13 protein-coding genes are annotated in these 21755 nt (G+C 48.5%); all 13 read left to right on the top strand.

The genetic code is table 11. The features are described 5' to 3' along the window. Positions 1-5: 5 nt before the first annotated feature. On the top strand, positions 6-4598 hold the full coding sequence (locus HDT28_07220) for an InlB B-repeat-containing protein (protein MBD5132357.1): 4593 nt from the start codon (positions 6-8) through the stop codon (positions 4596-4598). 84 nt (positions 4599-4682) lie between these two features. Continuing rightward, complete coding sequence (locus HDT28_07225) at positions 4683-6431, top strand: FAD-dependent oxidoreductase (protein ID MBD5132358.1); 1749 nt, start codon at positions 4683-4685, stop codon at positions 6429-6431. 7 nt (positions 6432-6438) lie between these two features. Then, on the top strand, positions 6439-7683 hold the full coding sequence (locus tag HDT28_07230) for a Gfo/Idh/MocA family oxidoreductase (protein MBD5132359.1): 1245 nt from the start codon (positions 6439-6441) through the stop codon (positions 7681-7683). Next, positions 7680-10307, top strand: a complete 2628-nt coding sequence (locus HDT28_07235) for a beta-glucosidase (GenBank protein MBD5132360.1) — start codon at positions 7680-7682, stop codon at positions 10305-10307. The genes HDT28_07230 and HDT28_07235 overlap by 4 nt, the downstream gene beginning before the upstream one ends. A gap of 12 nt (positions 10308-10319) precedes the next feature. Then, the gene (locus tag HDT28_07240; protein MBD5132361.1) at positions 10320-12215 is read left to right on the top strand and encodes a hypothetical protein; all 1896 of its coding nucleotides are present in this window, start codon (positions 10320-10322) and stop codon (positions 12213-12215) included. Then, positions 12209-15010: a hypothetical protein gene (locus tag HDT28_07245; GenBank protein MBD5132362.1), complete on the top strand. Its 2802-nt coding sequence runs from the start codon at positions 12209-12211 to the stop codon at positions 15008-15010. Before HDT28_07240 ends, HDT28_07245 begins: the two co-directional genes overlap by 7 nt. A gap of 4 nt (positions 15011-15014) precedes the next feature. After that, complete coding sequence (gene nagB, locus HDT28_07250) at positions 15015-15737, top strand: glucosamine-6-phosphate deaminase (protein ID MBD5132363.1); 723 nt, start codon at positions 15015-15017, stop codon at positions 15735-15737. Beyond that, the gene (locus tag HDT28_07255; protein MBD5132364.1) at positions 15734-16579 is read left to right on the top strand and encodes a PIG-L family deacetylase; all 846 of its coding nucleotides are present in this window, start codon (positions 15734-15736) and stop codon (positions 16577-16579) included. Before nagB ends, HDT28_07255 begins: the two co-directional genes overlap by 4 nt. Further along, positions 16576-17916 (top strand): galactose-1-phosphate uridylyltransferase, encoded by a 1341-nt coding sequence (locus tag HDT28_07260; GenBank protein ID MBD5132365.1) that lies wholly within the window; start codon positions 16576-16578, stop codon positions 17914-17916. The genes HDT28_07255 and HDT28_07260 overlap by 4 nt, the downstream gene beginning before the upstream one ends. After that, positions 17913-19037: a galactokinase gene (locus tag HDT28_07265; GenBank protein ID MBD5132366.1), complete on the top strand. Its 1125-nt coding sequence runs from the start codon at positions 17913-17915 to the stop codon at positions 19035-19037. The genes HDT28_07260 and HDT28_07265 overlap by 4 nt, the downstream gene beginning before the upstream one ends. A 10-nt stretch (positions 19038-19047) precedes the next feature. Further along, a complete protein-coding gene (gene galE, locus HDT28_07270; GenBank protein MBD5132367.1) occupies positions 19048-20064 on the top strand; it encodes a UDP-glucose 4-epimerase GalE in 1017 nt (338 codons plus the stop codon). A gap of 20 nt (positions 20065-20084) precedes the next feature. Further along, positions 20085-21068, top strand: coding sequence for a galactose mutarotase (locus tag HDT28_07275; protein ID MBD5132368.1), 984 nt, complete (start codon positions 20085-20087; stop codon positions 21066-21068). Between the two features lie 406 nt (positions 21069-21474). Next, positions 21475-21755: hypothetical protein (locus HDT28_07280; protein ID MBD5132369.1), on the top strand; the 281-nt coding region annotated here is incomplete at its 3' end.

Consider the following 21755-nt stretch of genomic DNA (forward strand, 5'->3'; position numbering starts at 1 on the left):
CGAAAATGAGATCGAAATTCAAAAAATTGCTATTGGTATCGGCGATCGCCGCAACAGCATTTGCCGCGGTTGCGTGCAAGAAAACCATAACGCCGACGCCCGACGACGAATGTTCGCATGAGTTCACAAAATGGGACAATGACGAGAACGAGCATTGGCATGTGTGTACAAAATGCGGCGAGAGTCAAAACGACGTTGCCGTTCACGATTACGGCGAGGACGGGACGGAGGATTTTTGCATTTGCGGCTGGGAAAATCAGAATGCGCCGAGCATACTAACGATTACTTATAATTTGTACGGCGGATCAGGTGATCCCGTCGGTGCGTTCACGGAAGGCGTGGGGCTTGCCGAGCTTCCCGTGCCTACAAAAGCGGGCAACGACTTCGGCGGCTGGTTCGATAACGCCGAGTTTACGGGCAGTCCCGTCACGAGCATAGGTGCAAACGTGACCGCTCCCGTGATTCTTCATGCCAAGTGGACGCCCAAAACGTTTACGGTGTCTAAAAGCAATAACGCCGCCGATACGGCTACGCTCACTGCGGCAGGCACGGCTACGTACGGAACCGATTATACCTTTACCGTAACGTGTAGCGACGCGGACGTTCCGGTAACTGTCGAGGTCACTGTAGACGGTAAGAATTATACGCCGACAAAAATTGGCAACGATTATACCGTTGCGGGAGACGCGATTACGGGCGATATAGCGATCGCGCTGTCCATAAAGCATGTAAAAGTGCAGTTCGACACGGTAAGCAATTTGACCTTCGTCGGCGATGCTGTCGCAGAAAAGAACAAGAGGTTCACATTTGCGGCGGTTGCCGAGATCGGCTACAAAATAACGGCTGTCACCGCGACGGCGGGCGGCGAGTCCGTTACGGTGACGAAGGAGAACGACGGGTATTCCGTCGAAGTAACCGACAAGCCGATATCGATTTCGGGCGTCGTGTCGGAGATAGAATACACGCTCAAATTTGCTAATAATAAAACGACGGCGACCGTCGAGCAACCGTCTAAGTACTCTTATACTCAAAGCTTTAGTATTCCCAAAGCCTCGACGCTCGACGGAATAGTGCCCGAGCATTATAATTTCTTGGGCTGGGCGACGTCGCCCGACGGCGAAGTCGTATATGATGACGAAGAAAGTGTATCGAAGCTTGCGACTGCGGACGGTGTCGTCACGCTGTACGCTAAGTTAAAAGGCGAAGAGTACAATGTTTCAGTGGGGGCGCTCAAAGGTTTCGACATCGTAACGCTCGATAAAGCCGAATACGGCGAGGATTATAAAATACCGCTTGCGGACGGCACGGAATATCTGTACTCTGCAAAAGCGACTGTAGACGGCACGCCACACGATATGCAAGTAGTCACGACGCCGAGCGGCGCCGAGCTCGTTTTGGATAAACAGTTCGTCACGGGCGCGATAACGGTTTCGGGCGAAAAGCATATTATAGCCGACAGCTTCTATCAAGACGTAACACCGTACACGATAGAAGACTCGTTTGCCAATAATAACGAGTATAAAGTATATATGACACTCGGCGCGGACGGCATTTACTTTAAGGCGGATATCAAACAAAATTCAGTTCTTGCGACGGCTACCGACTCTAATATCGTCGCAAAAGACGCGATAAGGTTCGTTTTCGGCAAAAAGAGCGGCGAGAGATTCGATACGCAGAACGAGGCGGGCAACGACAACAACGGTTACTTTGGTGTAAACGTAGTGGGAGAACGGCAAAACCTCGATAAATCTATCGGATATTATTCTCATGTCGGCGATGGCGAGAGTGCATATTATCAAATTCGGTACGAGGGTTTTATATCTTATTCCAAAATAATTGCGCTCGGTATCGGCTATGCCGAATCCGATTTCGCGGGCTCTGCCTATAAGACCGCCAAAGTGTATTGCGGCATAAGACTGGTAAACCATGCCAACCATACTTCGGCAAACGACATGATTTTGACCCCGTGTGCGCTTCAAGGCTACGACTACAACGGTTTGCAGGGCTTATTAGTAAACCCCATGGGCGCTAATAGTTGGTTCGGCAATACGAACAGTATAACGGTCAACGGGCTTAAAAGTGAGCTTATCAAAAACGATTTGGACGGGGTCGTTTCGCAAAACGAATACGGCGCTCATTCGTTAGTGTACGAGGATACCGATACGAATCGCAATAACAAGTTCGAGATATTCGGCAAAAAGGTAAACGGCGGACTTAAGCTCGCGGTACGTGTAACGTCGTCTAAGGTGGTTTATTTTAAGGATAAAGACGGTAAGCACGACTCCGAAAACGTCGATTACATTCAGTTCGGTTTCAAAAATACCGACGGCACAATATCTCACGTAATGCTCGGCGTCGACGGATTTTTGCGTTGGATGGATTGCGACACGCTGTTTTCTATTGGTTTCAGCTCGTATGTAAAGATCGACAAGAGCGGTGCGGGCGAATTTACCAAAGACGCCTCGGGCTTTAACGGAGCAAACGCGCTTGTCGCGGCGAGCGGCGGCAAATTCGTGACGACCTACGAGCTGTTTATCCCGCAGGAGTTTGCAAATAGAATAAGCGACGAGTTATACGTTAGGGTCAGACATATGGATACGGGCGATACCATAAGCTTTGACGGAAAATTGAGTGCATCGTCGACTGTATGGATGTACGGCGGCGGCAATTCTACCAGTGACGCGTGGCCGGAGCTGATGTTAAATATCATAACCGAAAACGGTGTGTTCGACGTGCGCCGTACGCTTGTGTTCGATAATACCGCAGCCGGCAATAACGGAGTTACGCCGGAACCGATATCGAATGCGGTCGCACATATAACGAATTTGCCGTCGGTCACGCCCGTCGCGGGATACAGATTTAAGGGTTGGTCGCTTACAAACGGCGGCGAGGTGATAGCGGACGGTAAGCTTCCTCTCGGCGGCTCTATCGCTGCGGACGGCACGGTCACCCTTTATGCGGTGTACGAATCGGCGCAGTGGGCGCTCACCCTCGTCGACGAAAGTAACAGAGCGAGCATCACTTCGGGTGGCGACAATAATGCGGTCAAGCTCAATCAAGACCTCGTATTTACGGTCGACCGTCAAGCGGATACGGGCAAAACCGTCGTCGTCGAAGTGAAGATAGGCGAAACAAAATACGATCCTCAAATAAGCGGCGATACCTATACCGTTTTGGGTGTGGATATAACGGACAAGGTAACGATAACAGTGCGCGAAATAGCGCTCGAATCGGTTACTGTAACACTTCCGTCCGCGACGGAAAACTTGAATGTGACGGGCGAGGCTTCGTCTTATAAGAATATAGATTATGAGTTTACCGTAACGGCGGCAAGCGGATACGTATACGGCTTAACGGCGACCGTTAGAGGGGAAGCCGTGTCGCTTACCGATCTCGGCAACGGACATTACCGTATTGCGGGAAGCCTTGTTACGGGCGATATAGTAATAGCCGAAAAAACGCGCGAAAGCTTGCAAGGCACGCCCGACTTCGAGGTCCGCGGCTTCGAGTACGACGGCGTCACCGATGAAAGCATGGCGGCATATATCGACGGCGTTAAAACGGACGCGTTCGTATTCGCAAACGGCAAGTATACCGTAGCCGAAAACGCTTTGAGCGACGTCGCTCTCGGGCAAGAGCACGAGCTCGCTATCGAAACGGCGAACACGGTTTATATTCAGCGGTTCTTTATGGTGACAATGTCCGTAAAGACGACGGACGACTTTAAGGCTATACAGAGCAAGTACTTTAAGGGCACCAAAAAAGGAGTTCTCGGCTCTACCGATACGTCTGCATACCGTGACGGTTATTTCGTCCTTGCGAACGATATAAATAAGGATGGAGACGCGTTTTATTTTACAATGGCACCGATCGCCTATCCCAACGACGGGCATGGCGCGGCGTTGGAAGGCGACGAAGCAAAACGTGCGAGCTGGTACGGAACTATCGACGGTAGAGGTCACGCGGTGTATAATGTTACGGCGGGGTACGGCGGAATGTTCGGTATGCTGCCCGAAACGTCGATCATAAAGAATATTGCCTTTATCAATTGCAAGTCGGATAATTCCGCAGATGCGGGCGAGCTGTTATATAACAACGCAACAAAGTATAAAGACAGCTGGCAGGAGGGTATGGCTGCCAAGCCCCAGAATAACGACGGAGCCAACAGCGGATTTTTGACGAGAAGTCTATCGGGCGGTACGGTCGAAAACGTATACATCGAAATGGCGGAAATGCCCGCGTTCAACAGATACGGAGTGTTGGCATTCGTAGCGCAAAAAAATTCGGTGATCAGAAATGTAGTTATAAATGTCAAGACAAGCGCAGGATCGGCTGACGACAGACATTCGTTCTTCGGTATAGCTTGGGGACAGTCGATTGAAAATTGTTTTGTGTACGGAGCAACGCGCACCGTGAACGCACAAGATACCAACGATTTGCCTTCTTTGAGCAGAAGCTCGCTTAACGGCTTAACCGGCAACGCCGGCGACATGACGGAAAGCTTTGCGGTCGGTATAAGCGGCAAAGGTAGCTTCGTTTACACGGAAAACGTTCTCAAATTCTACGAAACGGCAATTTGGATGAAGCCGACCGAATAGAGTATCGGCAAAAAATCAATAACGAAAAGGGTGAGCGGAGCTTTGCGACAGCGAGGCTTCGCTCATGCTATCGGCAGGTATCTTATGGAACAAAGACATTACGATTTCGTCGTTATCGGCGGCGGGCTGTCGGGAGTTTGTGCCGCGATTGCCGCGGCGCGACACGGCGTTAGGGTAGGACTTATTCAGGATAGACCTATGCTCGGCGGCAATTCGTCGAGCGAGGTCAAGATGCACGTTTGCGGTGCGGATATTCATGGTCACAGACCGAACGCGCGCGAATCGGGGATCGTCGAGGAACTGCTTCTGAAAAACAGATTTACAAATCCTTTGCACTCGTTTGAAGCTTGGGATTACGTTCTTTACGACGCCGTAAAAAGCGAACCGAATATAGACCTGTTTCTGAATGCGCGCGCCTATGAAGTAGAAACAAACGCTGACAGCATAACGAGCGTACTCGTAATGCAGTCGACGACCGAACGGGTGTTTGATATCTCGGCATTTTGTTTTTGCGACGCTTCGGGCGACGGCTTGGTCGCCTATAAGTCGGGCGCGAAATTTATGTACGGACGAGAAGGTAAAGAGGTATTTGGCGAGCCCGACGCACCCGAGCGCTCCGACTGTAAGGTGATGGGCGCGTCGTTGATGTTTACGGCAAAGGACGTCGGGTGCAAAGTTTCTTTCGTAAAACCCGATCGGGCGTACGAGTATTCGGAAAGCGATTTGGCTTGTCGTGACCACAGTCATATAACCTCGGGATATTGGTGGATTGAATACGGGGAGGACGATATTATATCCGATTGCGAGAGCGTGCGCGACGAGCTCGTCAAAATGTTGTTCGGTGTATGGGATCATATAAAGAACGGCGGCGATCACGGCGCGGATAACTATGCGCTCGATTGGATTGGATCGTACCCCGCAAAGCGCGAAAGCCGACGATTTATAGGCGATTACGTGCTCAAGGAACAGGATATTTTGAGTGGCGGGCATTTCGCCGATACCGTCGCATACGGCGGGTGGAATATGGATATGCATGTGCCGGGCGGACTTATAAACGTGTCTGCCGCGCCGACTTCGTATTTCAACGTTCCCGACGTTTACGGAATACCGTACCGCTCACTGTACTCGGTCAACGTCGAAAATTTGTTTTTGGGTGGGCGGCTCATAAGCGCGTCGCATTTGGCGTTCGGGTCGTCGCGCGTAATGGGCACGTGTGCGGTTATCGGTCAAGCGATAGGCACTGCGGCGGCATTGTGCGTAAAGAAGCGATGTTCGCCGCGAGAGTTGAACGACGATATGGCAGAGCTCCGTCGCCTGCTCATGCGTGACGATTGTTATTTACCGGGTGTAGAATACACGGACGAATTCGACGCGGCGCGATCGGCGTTCGTGTCGGCAAGCTCATTTAAGTCCGATTACGAGCCGAAGAACGTTACAGACGGATTTTACAGAAACGAGAACGGAAAAAATCATTGTTACCGTTCGGACGGAATAGGCCCGAACGGCGAAACCATCACTCTCGAGTTAGGCGAGCCGCGAAAGGTGACCCAAGTGGCGGTGCGGTTCGACAGCGATTATTCGAACGAGCTTACGATAACGATATCGGACGCGATAAGAAACCGTCAGCGCCCCTATCCCACAGAGCTCGTTAAAAAGTATTCGGTATCGCTTTACTTTAACGGCGAGAAAGTGTATAGTTCAATTACGGACAATAATGTAAAAAGATTTTCCGTGCACGAAACGGGCGGCGTTGTTGCCGACAAAGTCGCGATCACCGCGTATGAAACGTACGGCGCAAAATATATTACGATATTCGGTATAAACGTTTATTGAGGTCGCTATGAATTTTGCTATAATCGGTCTGGGCGGGCGCGGTAGCGTATACGCTCATTATATCAACGAGTACGGGGCTAGGTTAGTCGCCGTGTGCGACATTAACGCCGATAAATATTCGCTTGCCGCAAAATATGGCGTGAGCGAGAATGGATTTTTTACCGACGAATCCGAGTTCTTTAAGCGCGGCAAAATAGCCGACGCTCTCGTAATATCTACTATGGACGGCTTACATTACGAGCAAGCTATGCGCGCGCTCGATTTCGGCTACGATATTCTTTTGGAAAAGCCGATAGCTTTAACTTTGGAGCAGTGTAAGAGTATTGAGCGTAAAGCGATCCAAACGGGTCGTAAGGTCGTCGTATGTCATGTCTTGCGTTACGCGCCGATCTATATTAAACTTAAAGAACTGATCGAGAGTAAAAAGCTCGGGGACGTAGTTTCGCTGTCGCTTACCGAAGAAATAGGCTACTACCATTTCGCACACAGCTATGTGCGCGGAAATTGGCGCAATACCGACGTTTCCACGCCGCTTATCGTTGCGAAAAACTGTCACGATTTGGATATAATATGTTGGTTTTTGGACAGACCGTGCTTATCGGTATCTTCGGTGGGTGGTTTGTATGAGTTCAAGCCCGACAAAGCGCCGCTATCTTCTGCCGCACGGTGCGTCGACTGTCCGCTGAAAGAGGAGTGTAAGTATAGCTGTTTCAAGCTGTACACAAATGCGGAATACGAAAAATGCGCAGGTCTTGCTGCTCATGCGAATTTGGGACGCACTGCCGAGGAAATCTGCGCCGCGCTCGGTAATACGCATACTCCTTACGGAAGATGCGTTTACCGTTGCGACAACAATGTTTGCGATCATCAAACTGTAAATATGCTGTTTGACGGCGGCGTTACCGCGCAGCTTCTATCAACGGCATTTTCCGAGAATATATGTCGTAATTCGGTAGTGTACTTTACGGACGGCAAAGCCTATTCGTTGCCCGACGGCAATATAGCATATGAAAAGTTCGGCGGCGAAAAGGGAACGATAGAAGTAGAGAAAGTAAGCGGCGGCTATGCTCATCACGGCGGTGGAGACGTGGGCATTGTAAAAGAATTTATCTCCTATGTGCAAGACGGCGTTAAGCCATTTTCCATAACGGATATTTCGAGGTCGGTACAAAGCCACGAAATTGCGTTTGCCGCAGAGCAGTCTCGGCTAAAAAACGGCAAAACATTATTTATGAACGGGAGCGAAAAATGAACTCAAACAAAAATAAAAGCATCTGCGAAAGCGCGGTTGCCGAGGGCTTTGTTCTGTTGGAGAACGACGGGACTTTGCCGCTTATGAAAAACGACAGAGTTGCCGTTTTCGGCAGAGCGCAATTTGAGTATATTAAGAGCGGCTCGGGCTCGGGCGGACTTGTCGTTTGTCCGTACGTAACGAACATTGGCGATGAACTTATTAAGCTCGTAAACATCGACGCTCGCACTGAGAATTATTACCGAGAGCATATAGGTGCATACCCGTACGACAACGGGGATAATTGGGAAATTCCGCAGTCGCAAAAGGAAGCGTCGCTCGACGAAAGCTTCGTAAAAACGCTGTCGGAGGATAATGACAAGGCGATAATAGTTATTTCACGCATGTGCGGCGAGAGTTTCGACTTAAAGCCCGAAAAGGGCGGATATTATCTTACCGACGAGGAAGAAAATACGATAAAGCTCGTTTGCAGGTATTTTAAGCGTGTTTGCGTGTTGCTGAACGTCGGCAATATCATAGACATGCGGTGGGTAAAGAAGTACAACGTCGGTACGGTAGCGTACGTATGGCAAGGCGGTCAAGACGGCGGTTCCGGCGTAGCAAAAACGCTTGTCGGTAAGTATTACCCGAGTGGCAGACTTGCCGATACCATAGCCGAGAATTTATCCGACTATCCTGCGGCGGACCGTTTCGGCAGAAAAGAGAAGAATATTCACACCGAAGATATTTATGTCGGTTACAGATATTTCGAGACGTTCGCAAAAGACACAGTTTTATATCCGTTCGGGTACGGACTGTCATATACAAAATTCGCATATACGGACATCAAAGCGAAAAAAGCGGATGATAAAACAGTAATACAAGTCACCGTTAAGAATACGGGGAATTATTTTGGCAAGGATGTCGTACAATGCTATGTCGAAAAACCGCAGGGCGAGCTCGGTAAGCCCGCCCGCGAGCTCGTCGCGTTTAAAAAAACAAAACCGTTAAAGCCCTGCGAGAGCGAAACCGTAACAATGGAGATAGAAATCGACGCGCTTGCGTCGTACGACGACGGCGGCAAAAGCGGCTTTGCGAACTGTTATGTTTTGGAAAAAGGCGAGTACGGTTTTTACGTCGGCAGTGACGTTCGAACGGCAAAGAAGGTTTTTGCGTTTTGCTTGCCGGAAACGTCGTGCGTTAAAAAATGTCGGCAAGCCGCAGCTCCGGTCGAGAAGTTCGAGAGGATCACAACAAAAGATGGCGTAACACCCATATACGAGCAAACGCCGCTCGCGGCATACGATATTAAATCGCGCATCGATAGCGAGTTGCCGCCTACAATCGAAATAACCGGCGAAAAGAGTATATCGCTTAGTGACGTCGCAAGCGGTGAACACACCGTGAACGAATATATAGCGCAATTTGACGCACCATCGCTTTGCTTACTCATGCGCGGCGAGGGAATGTCGAGTCCCAAAGCGCCGGTAAGCGGAACGGCGAGCTCATTCGGCGGGATTATGGACGTGTGGAATAAAAGCGGTATGCCCGTTATTACTACCGTAGACGGTCCGAGCGGCGTTCGTATCGCCGAAGGGAACGGTTATTCTACTTGTATTCCGACGGGTGCATTGCTCGCCGCCATGTGGTCGCCCGAAAAGATTTACGATGTTTTCGATATTTTCGCAAAAGAGCTTCGCAGCTATGGTTTGGATATAGCGCTTGCGCCCGGTATGAATATACACAGGCATGTGCTTGGCGGGCGCAATTTCGAGTATTTCTCTGAGGATCCGTTATTGACGGGCGTCAATGCCGCAGCGGTGACGAAGAGCTTTTACGACAACGGCGTAAGATGCACGCTTAAGCATTTCGCTGTAAATTCGCAAGAGCTCGAACGCGGCAAGGAGAACGAGGTTTTGAGCGAAAGGGCTCTTCGCGAGATATACTTAAAGGGCTTTGAAATAGCGGTTAAAAACGGGTGTGTGCAATATATCATGTCATCGTATAACCGTATAAACGGTATATCCGCGGCGAGCAACTACGATCTTATAACGACTATCCTGCGAAACGAATGGGGGTATGACGGAGTAGTGATGACCGATTGGTGGACGACCACGGACGATCTATATAACGGAACGTTTTCAAGATGCAATCTAGCGGCTATGGTAAGGGCGCAGAACGACTTGTATATGGTCACGGACGATGCTTCGGTGTATCCCGACGATATGTCGGAGGCACTAAATGAAGGAAGATTGACGGTTGGCGAGCTTCAGCGTTGCGCGAAAAACATAGCTTGTGCCGCAATCGATTCACTTTCATTCAAGGCTAACAGAAAAAGCGAAATAACGGATGTGGCGACGGGTAAACTTATCACTCGTTGCGATGGGGCGCAATGTGCAGGCGGCATACCGTCGATCGGGAAGTATGCCGTCAAAATAACGTACTCGTGTTCGGGCGACGCTTTGGCGCAAAAAGAATTATTTGTGATCTCGGGCGGCAAAACGATACAAACGCTTTTAATAAAGGGCACCGACGGCAAAACGGATTCGCGCGTTTTCGTAGCGGAGCTGACTCCCGACGCCGTTTTATCATTTAAGGGTGCGGCGCAAATAACGCAAATCGAGATTTATACAATTAAACGGTAGGAGCGTGCGTTAATGAATTTTGCGATTTCGGAAAATAAGCCCAAAATAACTCCGCGTGGCTTTTTCGAGCGGTTTTTGCATCGGCAGCTCAAGGGGCTTACGGGGCATATCGAGCAGGCGGGATATCCGTTCGACCGCGAGATATGGGGCACGGATATCATGCTCGAAAAGGACGGCAATCCCGCTTGGTGGGTGTACGAGCAGACCGCATATTGGTTGGACGGGTATGTCCGTTGCGGCATATTACTTGACGATAAAGACGTTATCGAAAGAGCGTCGAGTATAATTTATTCGGTGCTGAACAAACCCGATACTTACGGCTTTTTGGGACCGAAGTTCATGAAAGAAACTGACGGCTGGAACCGCTGGGCGTACGTCGTTTTCTTTCGTGCGTGCATGGCGCTCTATGAATATAACGACGACGAAAAAATATTACGCGCGCTCGAAAATCACTATTTGAGCTGTTCGGCGCGGCATAACAGGTTTCGCGACGTTATGAACGTCGAAATAATGCTGTGGCTGTACGGCAAAACGGGCAATAAGAAATTGCTCAAACTCGCCGAAACGGACTATAACGATTACAACCGCACCTGTATCGACGATAACTGCGACAGGGTGGCAATGTCCGACAAAAAGCCGTTCTCTCACGGGGTCACGTATAACGAGTACGGTAAGCTCGGTGCGATACTGTTTACGTATACGGGCAAAAAGAAATATCTCGACGCGTCAGTCGCGGCGTTCGATAAGATCGATAAGTATTTCATGTTGCCGTCGGGGTGTCTTTGCAGCGACGAGTTCACCGTGTCCGACGATTATATGCACAGCTACGAAACGTGCGATATATCCGATTATACATGGTCGCTGGGGTATATGTTCGACGCGACGAAGAACGCGCATTATGCGGATAAACTCGAAAAGTGCGTGTTCAATGCGGGTATGGGGAGCGTGCTCGAAAACTTCAAGGGCTTGCAGTATTTCTCGTGCGCGAATCAGATAATAGCGGATAACAGATCCAATCATAACGATTTCTATAAGGGCAGTAAGTGGATGAGCTACCGCCCGAACCCCGGGACGGAGTGCTGTCCGGGTAACGTCAACCGCTTCATGCCCAACTATATTCTAAACAGCGTAAAGCGTTACGGCGACGAGGTTTATATAGCGCTGTTTTGCGATGCTGATTACGAATTCGAAGATATTCGCATAATGGAAAGAACGGATTTTCCGTTCGGAGAGAGTATAACTCTCGATATAGCTACCGAAAAATGTTTCAAGCTTAAATTGCGTATCCCCGAATGGGCGGATAGGTACGAATTTACGGTCGGCGGAAAAGAAGTAGACGCAAAAGAGGAAGACGGTTTTGTCGACTTGGAGATATACTCCGAATGTTCGGTGCGCCTGTCATTTTCGTCGAGCATAAGCAAAGTGCAAACGCGGGGCGGGGTGTATTTTCAAAAGGGCGCGCTCGTGTACTCTCTCGGGCAAAAGGGACGACGCGAGGTGGACAAGCTCGAGCCGCGCTCTTCCGCGGAGTTCCCCGCGTACAATATGTATCCTACCGAAAAATGGAACTACGCTATAGACAAAAACGCGCCGGCACGGTTTATAGACGGCAACGGGCGCGACTTCGATTTGGATCAGGATTTGCCGCATTTGGAGGTTTACGCATACGAGGCGAAAAGTCAACGGTTGCTCGAAGTAAACGAGATCGAAGTGACGACGGATTTATACAAAGGCGTTAAACACACCGAATCGGGACATTATGTATTTACGCCGCCGCCGAACGGACAGCAAGAATTCTTCGACTATCCTACACTTATAAAATTGTATCCTTACGGAGCGTGTAAACTGCGTATTACCGTTTTTACCGTAATAAGCCCTTCTGCAATTTTGGGAGATATATCATGCTAAAACCTTATTACAAACAAACGCAAAGCGTAAACACAGAGCTCGCACGCAGCTACTACGTGCCGTTTTCAGATAGCGACAAAAAGTCTTACGACCGCGAGGACAGCAGTCGTTTTACATCGCTTAACGGCACGTGGAAAATAACGGCGTACGACAGCGTTCTCGACGTGCCCGACGACTTTTACAATTTCGACGGGGCAAATGAAATCCCCGTGCCGAGCTGTGTGCAGTATTACGGGTACGACTATTTTCAGTACACGAATACGCGCTTCCCGTTTCCGTTCGACCCACCGCACGTGCCCGCGAAAAATCCCGCGTATCAATATACGCGCTATTTCGACTGCGAGAAAACGACGGATAAAACGTACATAGTATTTGAGGGTGTGGACAGTGCGTTTTATCTTTACGTAAACGGCAAAGAGGTCGGGTACAGTCAAATATCCCACCGCATAAGCGAGTTCGATATAACAGAGTACGTTAAAGCGGGCAAGAACAAAATAGACGTTTTAGTGCTCAAATGGAATAAAGGCAGTTATCTCGAAGATCAGGACAAACTGCGGTTCACGGGCATATTCCGTGACGTGTATATATTGCGCCGCCCCGAGCAGCACATTACCGACTATAAGATAGAAACGAGCATACAAGATAACGACGGCATTGTTACCGTAACGAATAAGAGCGATATACAAATAACGGTAGATTTCAACGGCGAGCAAAAGCAAGTAAAACCGAAAGAAAAGGCGACTTTTACCGTAAAAAACGCAAAGCTGTGGAGTGCCGAAACGCCCTATCTCTATGATATGGCTTTATCCGCAAACGGCGAAGTTATATATAACCGCGTGGGCATACGCACTAGCGAAGTAAAAGACGGCATTTATCTCTTTAACGGTAAGCCCATAAAATTCAGAGGCGTAAACCGTCACGACATGCACCCCGAAAAGGGCTATGCCGTTAACAAAGAGGATATGTTAAGCGACATACTCTTAATGAAGTCGCTCAATGTAAACGCAATACGCACATCGCATTATCCGTCGAGCCCTTTGCTTTACGAAATGTGCGACGAGTATGGACTGTATGTGATGAGCGAGTCCGATCTCGAAAGTCACGGTAGCGTAAACTGCTACGGCGGCTACGACGGGGAATTCCATAAGCTAATAGCCGACAATAAAGAGTTCGAGCGGAGCACCGTCGAGCGCAATGTATGCAACGTCGAGGAGCATAAAAACTTCTCGTGCGTCGTCATGTGGTCGCTCGGCAACGAGGCGGGCTGGGGAACTAATTTCAAGACCGCACTGAAAGAGATAAGAAAGATAGATAATAGACCCGTCCACTACGAAAACATTTGGAGCATAAGCAACACCGACGAATATTACGCCGCAGGCATGGACGTGGTGAGCAGAATGTACCCGCATCCGGAGTGGATGACGAAGGACTACATAAACGATAAAAAGGAAACGCGTCCGCTTGTATTATGCGAGTACGCTCACGCCATGGGTAACGGTCCGGGCGGGCTGAAAGAGTATTGGGATATAATGGAAAGCTCGGATAGGTTCATGGGCGGCTTTATATGGGAGTGGGCGGACCACGGCGTAAAGTACGGGAACGGCTTTAAGTACGGCGGCGACTTCGGCGAGTATCTGCACGACGGGAATTTCTGCGTGGACGGAATAGTTTCGCCCGACAGAAAGATAAAAGCGGGCACAAAGCAAATGAAGTATTATTACCAACCGCTTAAATTCGAGAGAAAGGACGACACACTCATAATAACAAACAAAAACTACTTTAAGACCGAAACGGGCGAGCTCGATATAAACGGCAAAACTCAAAGCGTTTGCATATCGCCGCGCTCGTGCATAAGCATAAAGATTACGAACGGTGATATACAAGCGCGTTACAGCGTAGACGGTAACGAAGTAGCGCACGCGCAGTTTTTGACGGAAAATCAAAAGCAAAGCGAATTCAAACCCGTAGAAATAAAGCCCGAACAACACGGGCATTTATTGAGCGTCACCGCGGGCAAGAACAAGTACGAAATAGACGTGCAATGCGGCGAGATAGAAAAGGCGGAAGCAAACGGAAAAGAATACGGGCGAATAAAGCTCAACGTTTGGCGCGCGCCGATAGACAACGACATGTATATAAAAAACAAGTGGAACGCGCTGTTCTTGAAGTATGCAAGACCGTATGTAAGGGATTATGTAGTAACTGACAATTCCGTCGAGTTCGATATTGTCATGTCTGCCGACAGTCTTAAACCGATACTCAAAGGCAAGATAAAATACACATTCTCGGATAACGGCGTGAGTATAGCTTTCGGCTACGAGCAGACCGATGTAGTTAACTTTGAGTTTTTGCCGAGGATAGGCTTTGCGTTAAAGCTCGATAAGTCTTTCGATAAACTTCGCTACAACGCGTACGGCGACGACGAAACGTATTCGGATATGTACGAATACGCATTCAAGGGCGAATACGAAAGATGTGTAAAAGACCAATATAAACACTACGTAAAGCCGCAGGAGTGCGGCAGTCATTATTTGTCCAACTACGCCGAAGTGAGCGACGGACAGCACGTAGTAAGAGTAGAGGGCATGAACTCGTTCTCGTGTTTGCCGTATAGCGCCGAGCAGATAGAGAGCGCAAAGCACGACTACGAGCTGCCGACGAGCGACGGCACGTATTTATGCGCCGACTACTGCATGAGCGGGCTGGGCACGGGCGCATGCGGACCGTTGCCGCACGAAAAATACAGAACGCCGAAAAAGGGCAAGGGTAATATAGTATTTTCTTTCAAAGGATAAATCGATGCACATAATCATAACAAAAGACTACGACGAGCTTAGCGAGAAAGCGGCTCGGATAATAATAGAAACGGTTCGGCAAAAACCTAACGCCGTTCTGGGCTTAGCTACGGGAACAACACCGCTCGGACTGTACAAAAATCTTATTGCCGACCACAAAGAGAACGGGACAAGCTATAAGAATATTCGCACCGTCAATCTCGACGAATACAAAGGGCTACCCGCAACACACCCCCAAAGCTATGCGTATTTCATGCGGAAGAATCTATTCGACCATATAGATATAGACATAGCTAACACCTACATAGAAAACGGTGTAGCAACGGATGAACAAGCCGAATGCGAGCGATACGACGAAATACTCGAAAAGCTCCCGAGAGAGATACAACTATTGGGCTTGGGCAGTAACGGACATATAGCGTTCAACGAACCGGGGACAAGCTTCGAGAGTACGACGCATGTAGTGACACTTGCCGAAAGTACAATAAAGGATAACGCACGACTTTTTAACGATATATCCGAAGTGCCGAGAAAAGCATACACTATGGGCTTGAAAAGCATAATGCAAGCGAAGAAGATAATCGTGCTCGCAAACGGACTGAACAAAGCCGAAATAGTGTCGAAACTTATGTACGGTAAACCAAGCGAGGAATTGCCCGCAAGCATATTGTATAACCACAAGGACTGTACTGTAATATTAGACCAAGAGGCGGCGAGCAGATTATGAAATTGAATGATAAAGCAATAAAATACATACCCGACGGAACGGAACAAACAAAAGCTATAAGCCGTACCACACACCTCTGTATCGCTGCGCATCAGGACGATATAGAGTTTATGGCGTTCAGTCCCATGGCGGAATGCTTTGGAAGCAAAGACAAATGGTTTTGCGGCGTGGTAACTACCGACGGCGCGGGATCTCCTCGAAACGGCTTGTATGCAAATTACACTGACGAGGACATGAAAGCAATACGCATAACCGAGCAAAAGAAAGCGGCGACTGTAGGCGAATACACCGCGCAAATTCTACTTGGTTATTCTTCTTCGCAAGTAAAGGATAAAAATAACGAAAGCGTTATAAACGATTATGTGGAAATATTAAAATCGACAAAGCCCAAATACGTGTATATCCATAACCTCGCGGATAAGCACGAAACCCACGTGGCAACGGCAGTTAAAGCCATTAAAGCAATGCGCCGGCTCGACGACAAAGACAAACCGAAAAAGGTTTACGGTTGTGAAGTGTGGCGTGACTTGGATTGGCTCAACGACGATGAAAAAATAATTATGGATTGCAGTCGCCATCAAAACCTTGCGAGAGCTTTATCTTCCGTGTTCGACAGTCAGATAGCCGGCGGCAAACGGTATGACATTGCCGTGGAGGGCAGACGGAATGCTAACGCCACGTTCGGGCAAAGCCATTCGTGCGATACATACACGGCGTTAAACTACGCTATGGATTTGACTCCGCTCATTCACAATGATACAATAGATATAGCCGAGTACATTACGGCGTATATACAACGTTTTAAGGACAGTGTAACCGACACCTTAAAGGACTTACTATGACCGACCTACGGCAAATACAAGACTTAATACAATACGCGAAAGAGCGTTTGGGACTTGACACGCGCGACGAAATGTACGTCAAGAACAGGCTGCTCGAACTCGACGACGAGGACGCCGTTTTCGGCGCGCTGTCACTCATGCCGTCCGAAATAGATAAGCGTTTTAAGGATATTCTCGAAACCAAAGGCAGTAAAGCCGCGACCGATTGGTTTTACAGATACTGTGTAAGCAACAAGTACGTTAAACGCGACGAGCTGGATAAAAACCCCCGCTTCGACGCAAGCAACGGACTTACCGTAACCATCAATAAAGCGAAGCCCGAATTCAAAGACCCGAACAAAGCGAAAGCAGGTAACAGCGTGGACGGCGGTTTTGCCAAGTGCGTTATTTGTCGCGAGAACGAAGGGTACGGCGCAAGGCACAAGCGCAATCTTCGCACGGTATCTATAACGCTCGGCGGCAAACAATGGTTTTGGCAGTATTCGCCGTACGGGTATTTCAACGAGCATGGAATCGCAGTAAACTGCGAGCATACCCCCATGCACGTAGACAGACAAACGCTTGAAAACCTAATGGACTTTGTAGACCTTTTCCCGCACTACTTTATAGGCTGTAATGCGGCTTTACAGAGGATAGGCGGTAGCGTGCTTGCACACGATCACTACCAAGGCGGCGGAGAGGTGTTGCCGCTACACAAGGCGAAGATAAAAACCGAAGTAAAGGACAAACAGTATCCGACCGCAACGGCAGGTATACTCGATTGGCCGGGAACGGTCATACGGATAAAAAGCAAAGACCGCAACGAGGTTATAGATATAGCGGATAGAATACGGCAAGCATGGGTAGAGTACAACGATCCCGCGCTCGGCATCATAGCAAAGGACGAAAACGGCGTGCATAACGCCGTAAGTCCGACTGTCGTAAAAAGCGCGGACGGCTACGAAATGAACGTTATACTGCGCAGTAATATAACGAGCGAAAAGTATCCCGACGGCGTGTTCCACGCTCATCCCGAATACCATTCCGTAAAGAAAGAGAGTATAGGCTTAATAGAAGCGCAGGGCTTGTTCATACTGCCGGGAAGGCTGGAAAGCGAGCTTGCCGAACTGGAAAAGTTTATTGAACATAAAAAGCCGCTACCGCCCGAATATGCACAGTTCAAGCTCGTGTACGACGAAACGAAGAAGCTGTACGAGAGTGGAAAGTTCAAAACCGTTCATGCCGCCATGCAAGAGGAATTGGGCAGTATTTGTTACAGGATACTGCAAAATACGGCGGTGTTCAAAGACGAAAAGGATATGTTGGAATTTTTAAGTAGTGCGGGGTTTGAGATATGATAGGCGAAAAAGAATACGAATACAAAGTGACTGCCGCAGGCAGAGTGAACATAATAGGCGAGCACATAGACTATTGCGGCGGCAAGGTGTTTCCTGCGGCGCTCGGGCTTAATAACACGGTGTACATTAGACCGAATAATACGGACAAGATAAATATAAGGTGGACAACGCTCGATTTCACCGTATCTTTGGATATAAACAGGTTGGATAAATATTACGAGCTGGACTACGGAAATTATCTGGCGGGCAGTCTGTTTATGTGGCAAAAAGCGGGCGGCAAAATAGTCGGTGTAGATATGGTTCAAGACTGTCATGTGCCGTTCGGTAGCGGACTGTCTAGCTCGGCGGCAATAGAAACTTCGACCATAGCCGCCATGTGCGCCATCACGGGAACGCCAATAGATAATGTTAAAATAGCTCTGACCGCGCAAAAAGCAGAGCGCGAGTATATGGGCGTCAACTGCGGAATAATGGATCAGTACGCTTCGGCGTGCGGAAAGAAAAACCACGCTATGTTGCTCGATTGCAATACTCTCGACTGCGAGTACGTTCCGCTCGATTTGGGCGACTGTTCGCTGGTTATTATAAATTGCAAAAAACCGCATAACCTTGTCGAAAGTAAATACAACGAGCGAAGAAAAGAAAGCGAGGAAGCGCTCAAAATATTACAAACCAAACTGAACGTAAGCTGTCTTGCCGAAGTAAAATCGGAACAACTGTGCGCGCTTAAAAATCTTTTTACGCCTATTATATATAACCGCGCAAAGCACATAGTGGAAGAATGCGAGCGTGTAAACGCCGCCGCAAAAGCTATGAAGGCGGGAGATATGACTACGCTCGGGAAACTTCTTAATGCTTCGCATACGTCGTTAAGGGATTTATACGAGGTTACGGGCGAGGAACTCGACGCGCTTGCCGCGGCGGCACAAAGTCACCCTGCGTGCTTGGGTTCGAGAATGACGGGCGGTGGGTTCGGCGGCTGTACGGTTTCGCTTGTAAAGACGGACAAAAAAGACGATTTTGTCGCGCACGTACTTAAAGAGTATAAGGCAGCGACGGGGTATACCGCCGAGGTATATACAACGGACATATCCGACGGCATAACGGTCGAGAAATTATAAGGAGCAATTGTTGATGAAAATTTTGGTAACAGGCGGCGCGGGATATATAGGCTCGCATACATGTGTAGAGCTTCTAAACAAGGGCTATGAAGTGGTCGTAATAGACAACTTGGATAACTCGTCGCCTAAGAGCATAGAGCGCGTAAAAAAGATAACCGGCAAAAATATATCCATGTATGAGGGCGACGTGCGTGACGCAACGCTTTTGGCCAGGATATTTACCGAGCATAAAATCGATTGGGTAATACATTTTGCAGGGTTAAAAGCTGTCGGCGAAAGCTGCGCGAAACCCATAGAATATTACAATAATAATCTTTACGGAACGCTTGTCTTGACGGATACTATGCGCAAGCACGGATGCAAAAAGATAGTGTTCTCGTCGTCCGCGACTGTTTACGGCGATCCCGAAGTGTTACCGCTCAACGAGGAGTGCAAGACGGGTGGAACGACCAATCCTTACGGAACGAGCAAGTATTTCCAAGAGATCATGCTTAACGATATATACAAGTCGGATAACGAGTGGACGATAGTATTATTACGCTATTTCAACCCCGTAGGCGCGCACGAGAGCGGACTTATAGGCGAGGATCCGCAGGGCATACCCAACAACCTTACGCCGTATATTGCGAAGGTGGCAATAGGCGAATTGAAAGAAGTGGGAGTGTTCGGCAACGACTACGATACGCCGGACGGCACGGGCGTGCGAGATTATATTCACGTAGTCGATCTTGCAAAAGGACACGTCGCGGCAATAGATAAAACGGTTAAGTCGGGCGTATACACGTACAATCTCGGCACGGGTATAGGCTACTCGGTGTTAGACGTGATCCACGCCTTTAATAAGGCTTGCGGCAAAGAACTGCCTTATTCGATCAAGCCGCGCCGACCGGGCGACATAGCGGCGTGCTATGCCGACGCAAGCAAGGCAAAGCGTGAGCTCGGCTGGGAAGCAAAACTCGGTATAGACGAAATGTGCGCGTCGTTATGGAATTGGCAACAGAAGAACCCCAAGGGCTACAAAGAGTAATAATTTGTTGGACACTAACTATGAAAAGGCAATTTTACGATAAAATCAATGATCGCGCAGTCTACTTATATACAATAGGCAACGGAGCTATAGAAGTAGATATTTGCGAGGTCGGTGCGCGGATAAATGCACTCAGAGTAAACGGTGTAGATATTGCGCTCGGATTTAACTGTATTGCCGACTATATAAAGAGCGGCACATACGCCGGTGCGACTATAGGCAGAGTGGCTAACAGAATAGCAAGAGGTAAATTTTCGCTCAATGGTCAAGAGTACAACATTACGCGCAACGAAAGACTCAATCATTTACATGGCGGCGTAGGCTTTGATAAAAAGGTTTTCGATGTTTTAAGTGTAGATAACAATAGCATCGTCTTGCAATACATAAGCGAGGACGGCGAAGATGGCTATCCCGGTCGGCTTGTGTTGACGGTCAAGTTTTGCATAGACAACAATTCATTGAGTATTGAATTTAATGCGATATCCAACAAAGATACGCTGTGGAATCCGACGAACCATATCTACTTCAATTTAGACGGTGAGAACAGCGGAGATTGTCGGGATAACTTGCTACTCATAAATTCAGATAAATACACGCCTACCGACAACGAGCTTATACCGACAGGGGAAAAAGCGGAAGCAAAAGGTCCGTTTGATTTTTCATCATTAAAGCGAATTGGCACGGACTTCGATAGTGCCGAGCTTAAACCAACCAACGGCTACGACCACAATTTTATCCTTAACAGCGAACATGCGGCACATGTCGAAAGCAAAAAAACAGGCATACATATGGATGTCTTTACGGATATGCCGTGCTTGCAGTTATACACCGGCGGGGCAATCAAGCCGTGTGCTGGCAAGAGCCGTCGGTATGATCAATGGGCGGGGTTTTGCTTAGAGCCGCAATGCTGTCCCAATGCAATCAATATGAAAGGTTTTGTGATTCCCATACTCAAAACCGGCGAGCAAAAAACGCGTTATATTAAATACTCTTTCAATATTTAGTTCACCATAGATGATGCTTAGGAGAAACAAAAGATGGGGGCATCAAAAGAAAGACATAAGGCGATAATGCAAGGTTATTATTATGCGTGCTGCCCGTATTGCAAAACAACACTTGTTCAAGGCAATAACGGAACGGACGCATTCATTAGATGTCCCACGTGTAACGAATACATACATATCAATATAAAAGACGATACAGCTCGGTGCGGAGCTTAGCGGCGAGTTTGTTAAGTCCGATACCGATAATACCGTTTACTTCACTTGGGATCGACCGTCGTGGACGGCTACGCTTGACGGCGTTGAATATACAAAAGGCACGTGGATACGTGAGGAAGGCGAACACACGATAAAACTTTCATCGAATACAAAGAGTGCTGTCTTTCCTTATTTCATCGATCATTATTATATGGAGTCGATAGAAAGTCCGAGCTGTACTCACGAGGGGTATTTGCAGTATGAATGTGTCCAATGCGGATACAGTTATACCAATTACTCGATAGAGGAAACAGGACATTACTACGTTGCATCAACAACCGTAGCAACCTGTACGAGCGGCGGTTACACCGTTTATACCTGTACACGCTGCGGCGACAGTTATACGGATAATTATACAAATCCGCTCGGTCATAACTATGAAGCGACGTATTATCCGGCGACATGCACAGAGTACGGCAAGACCGTTTTTAC

It is taken from the genome of Clostridiales bacterium, assembly GCA_014799665.1.
GTDB lineage: Bacteria > Bacillota > Clostridia > Christensenellales > Pumilibacteraceae > Anaerocaecibacter.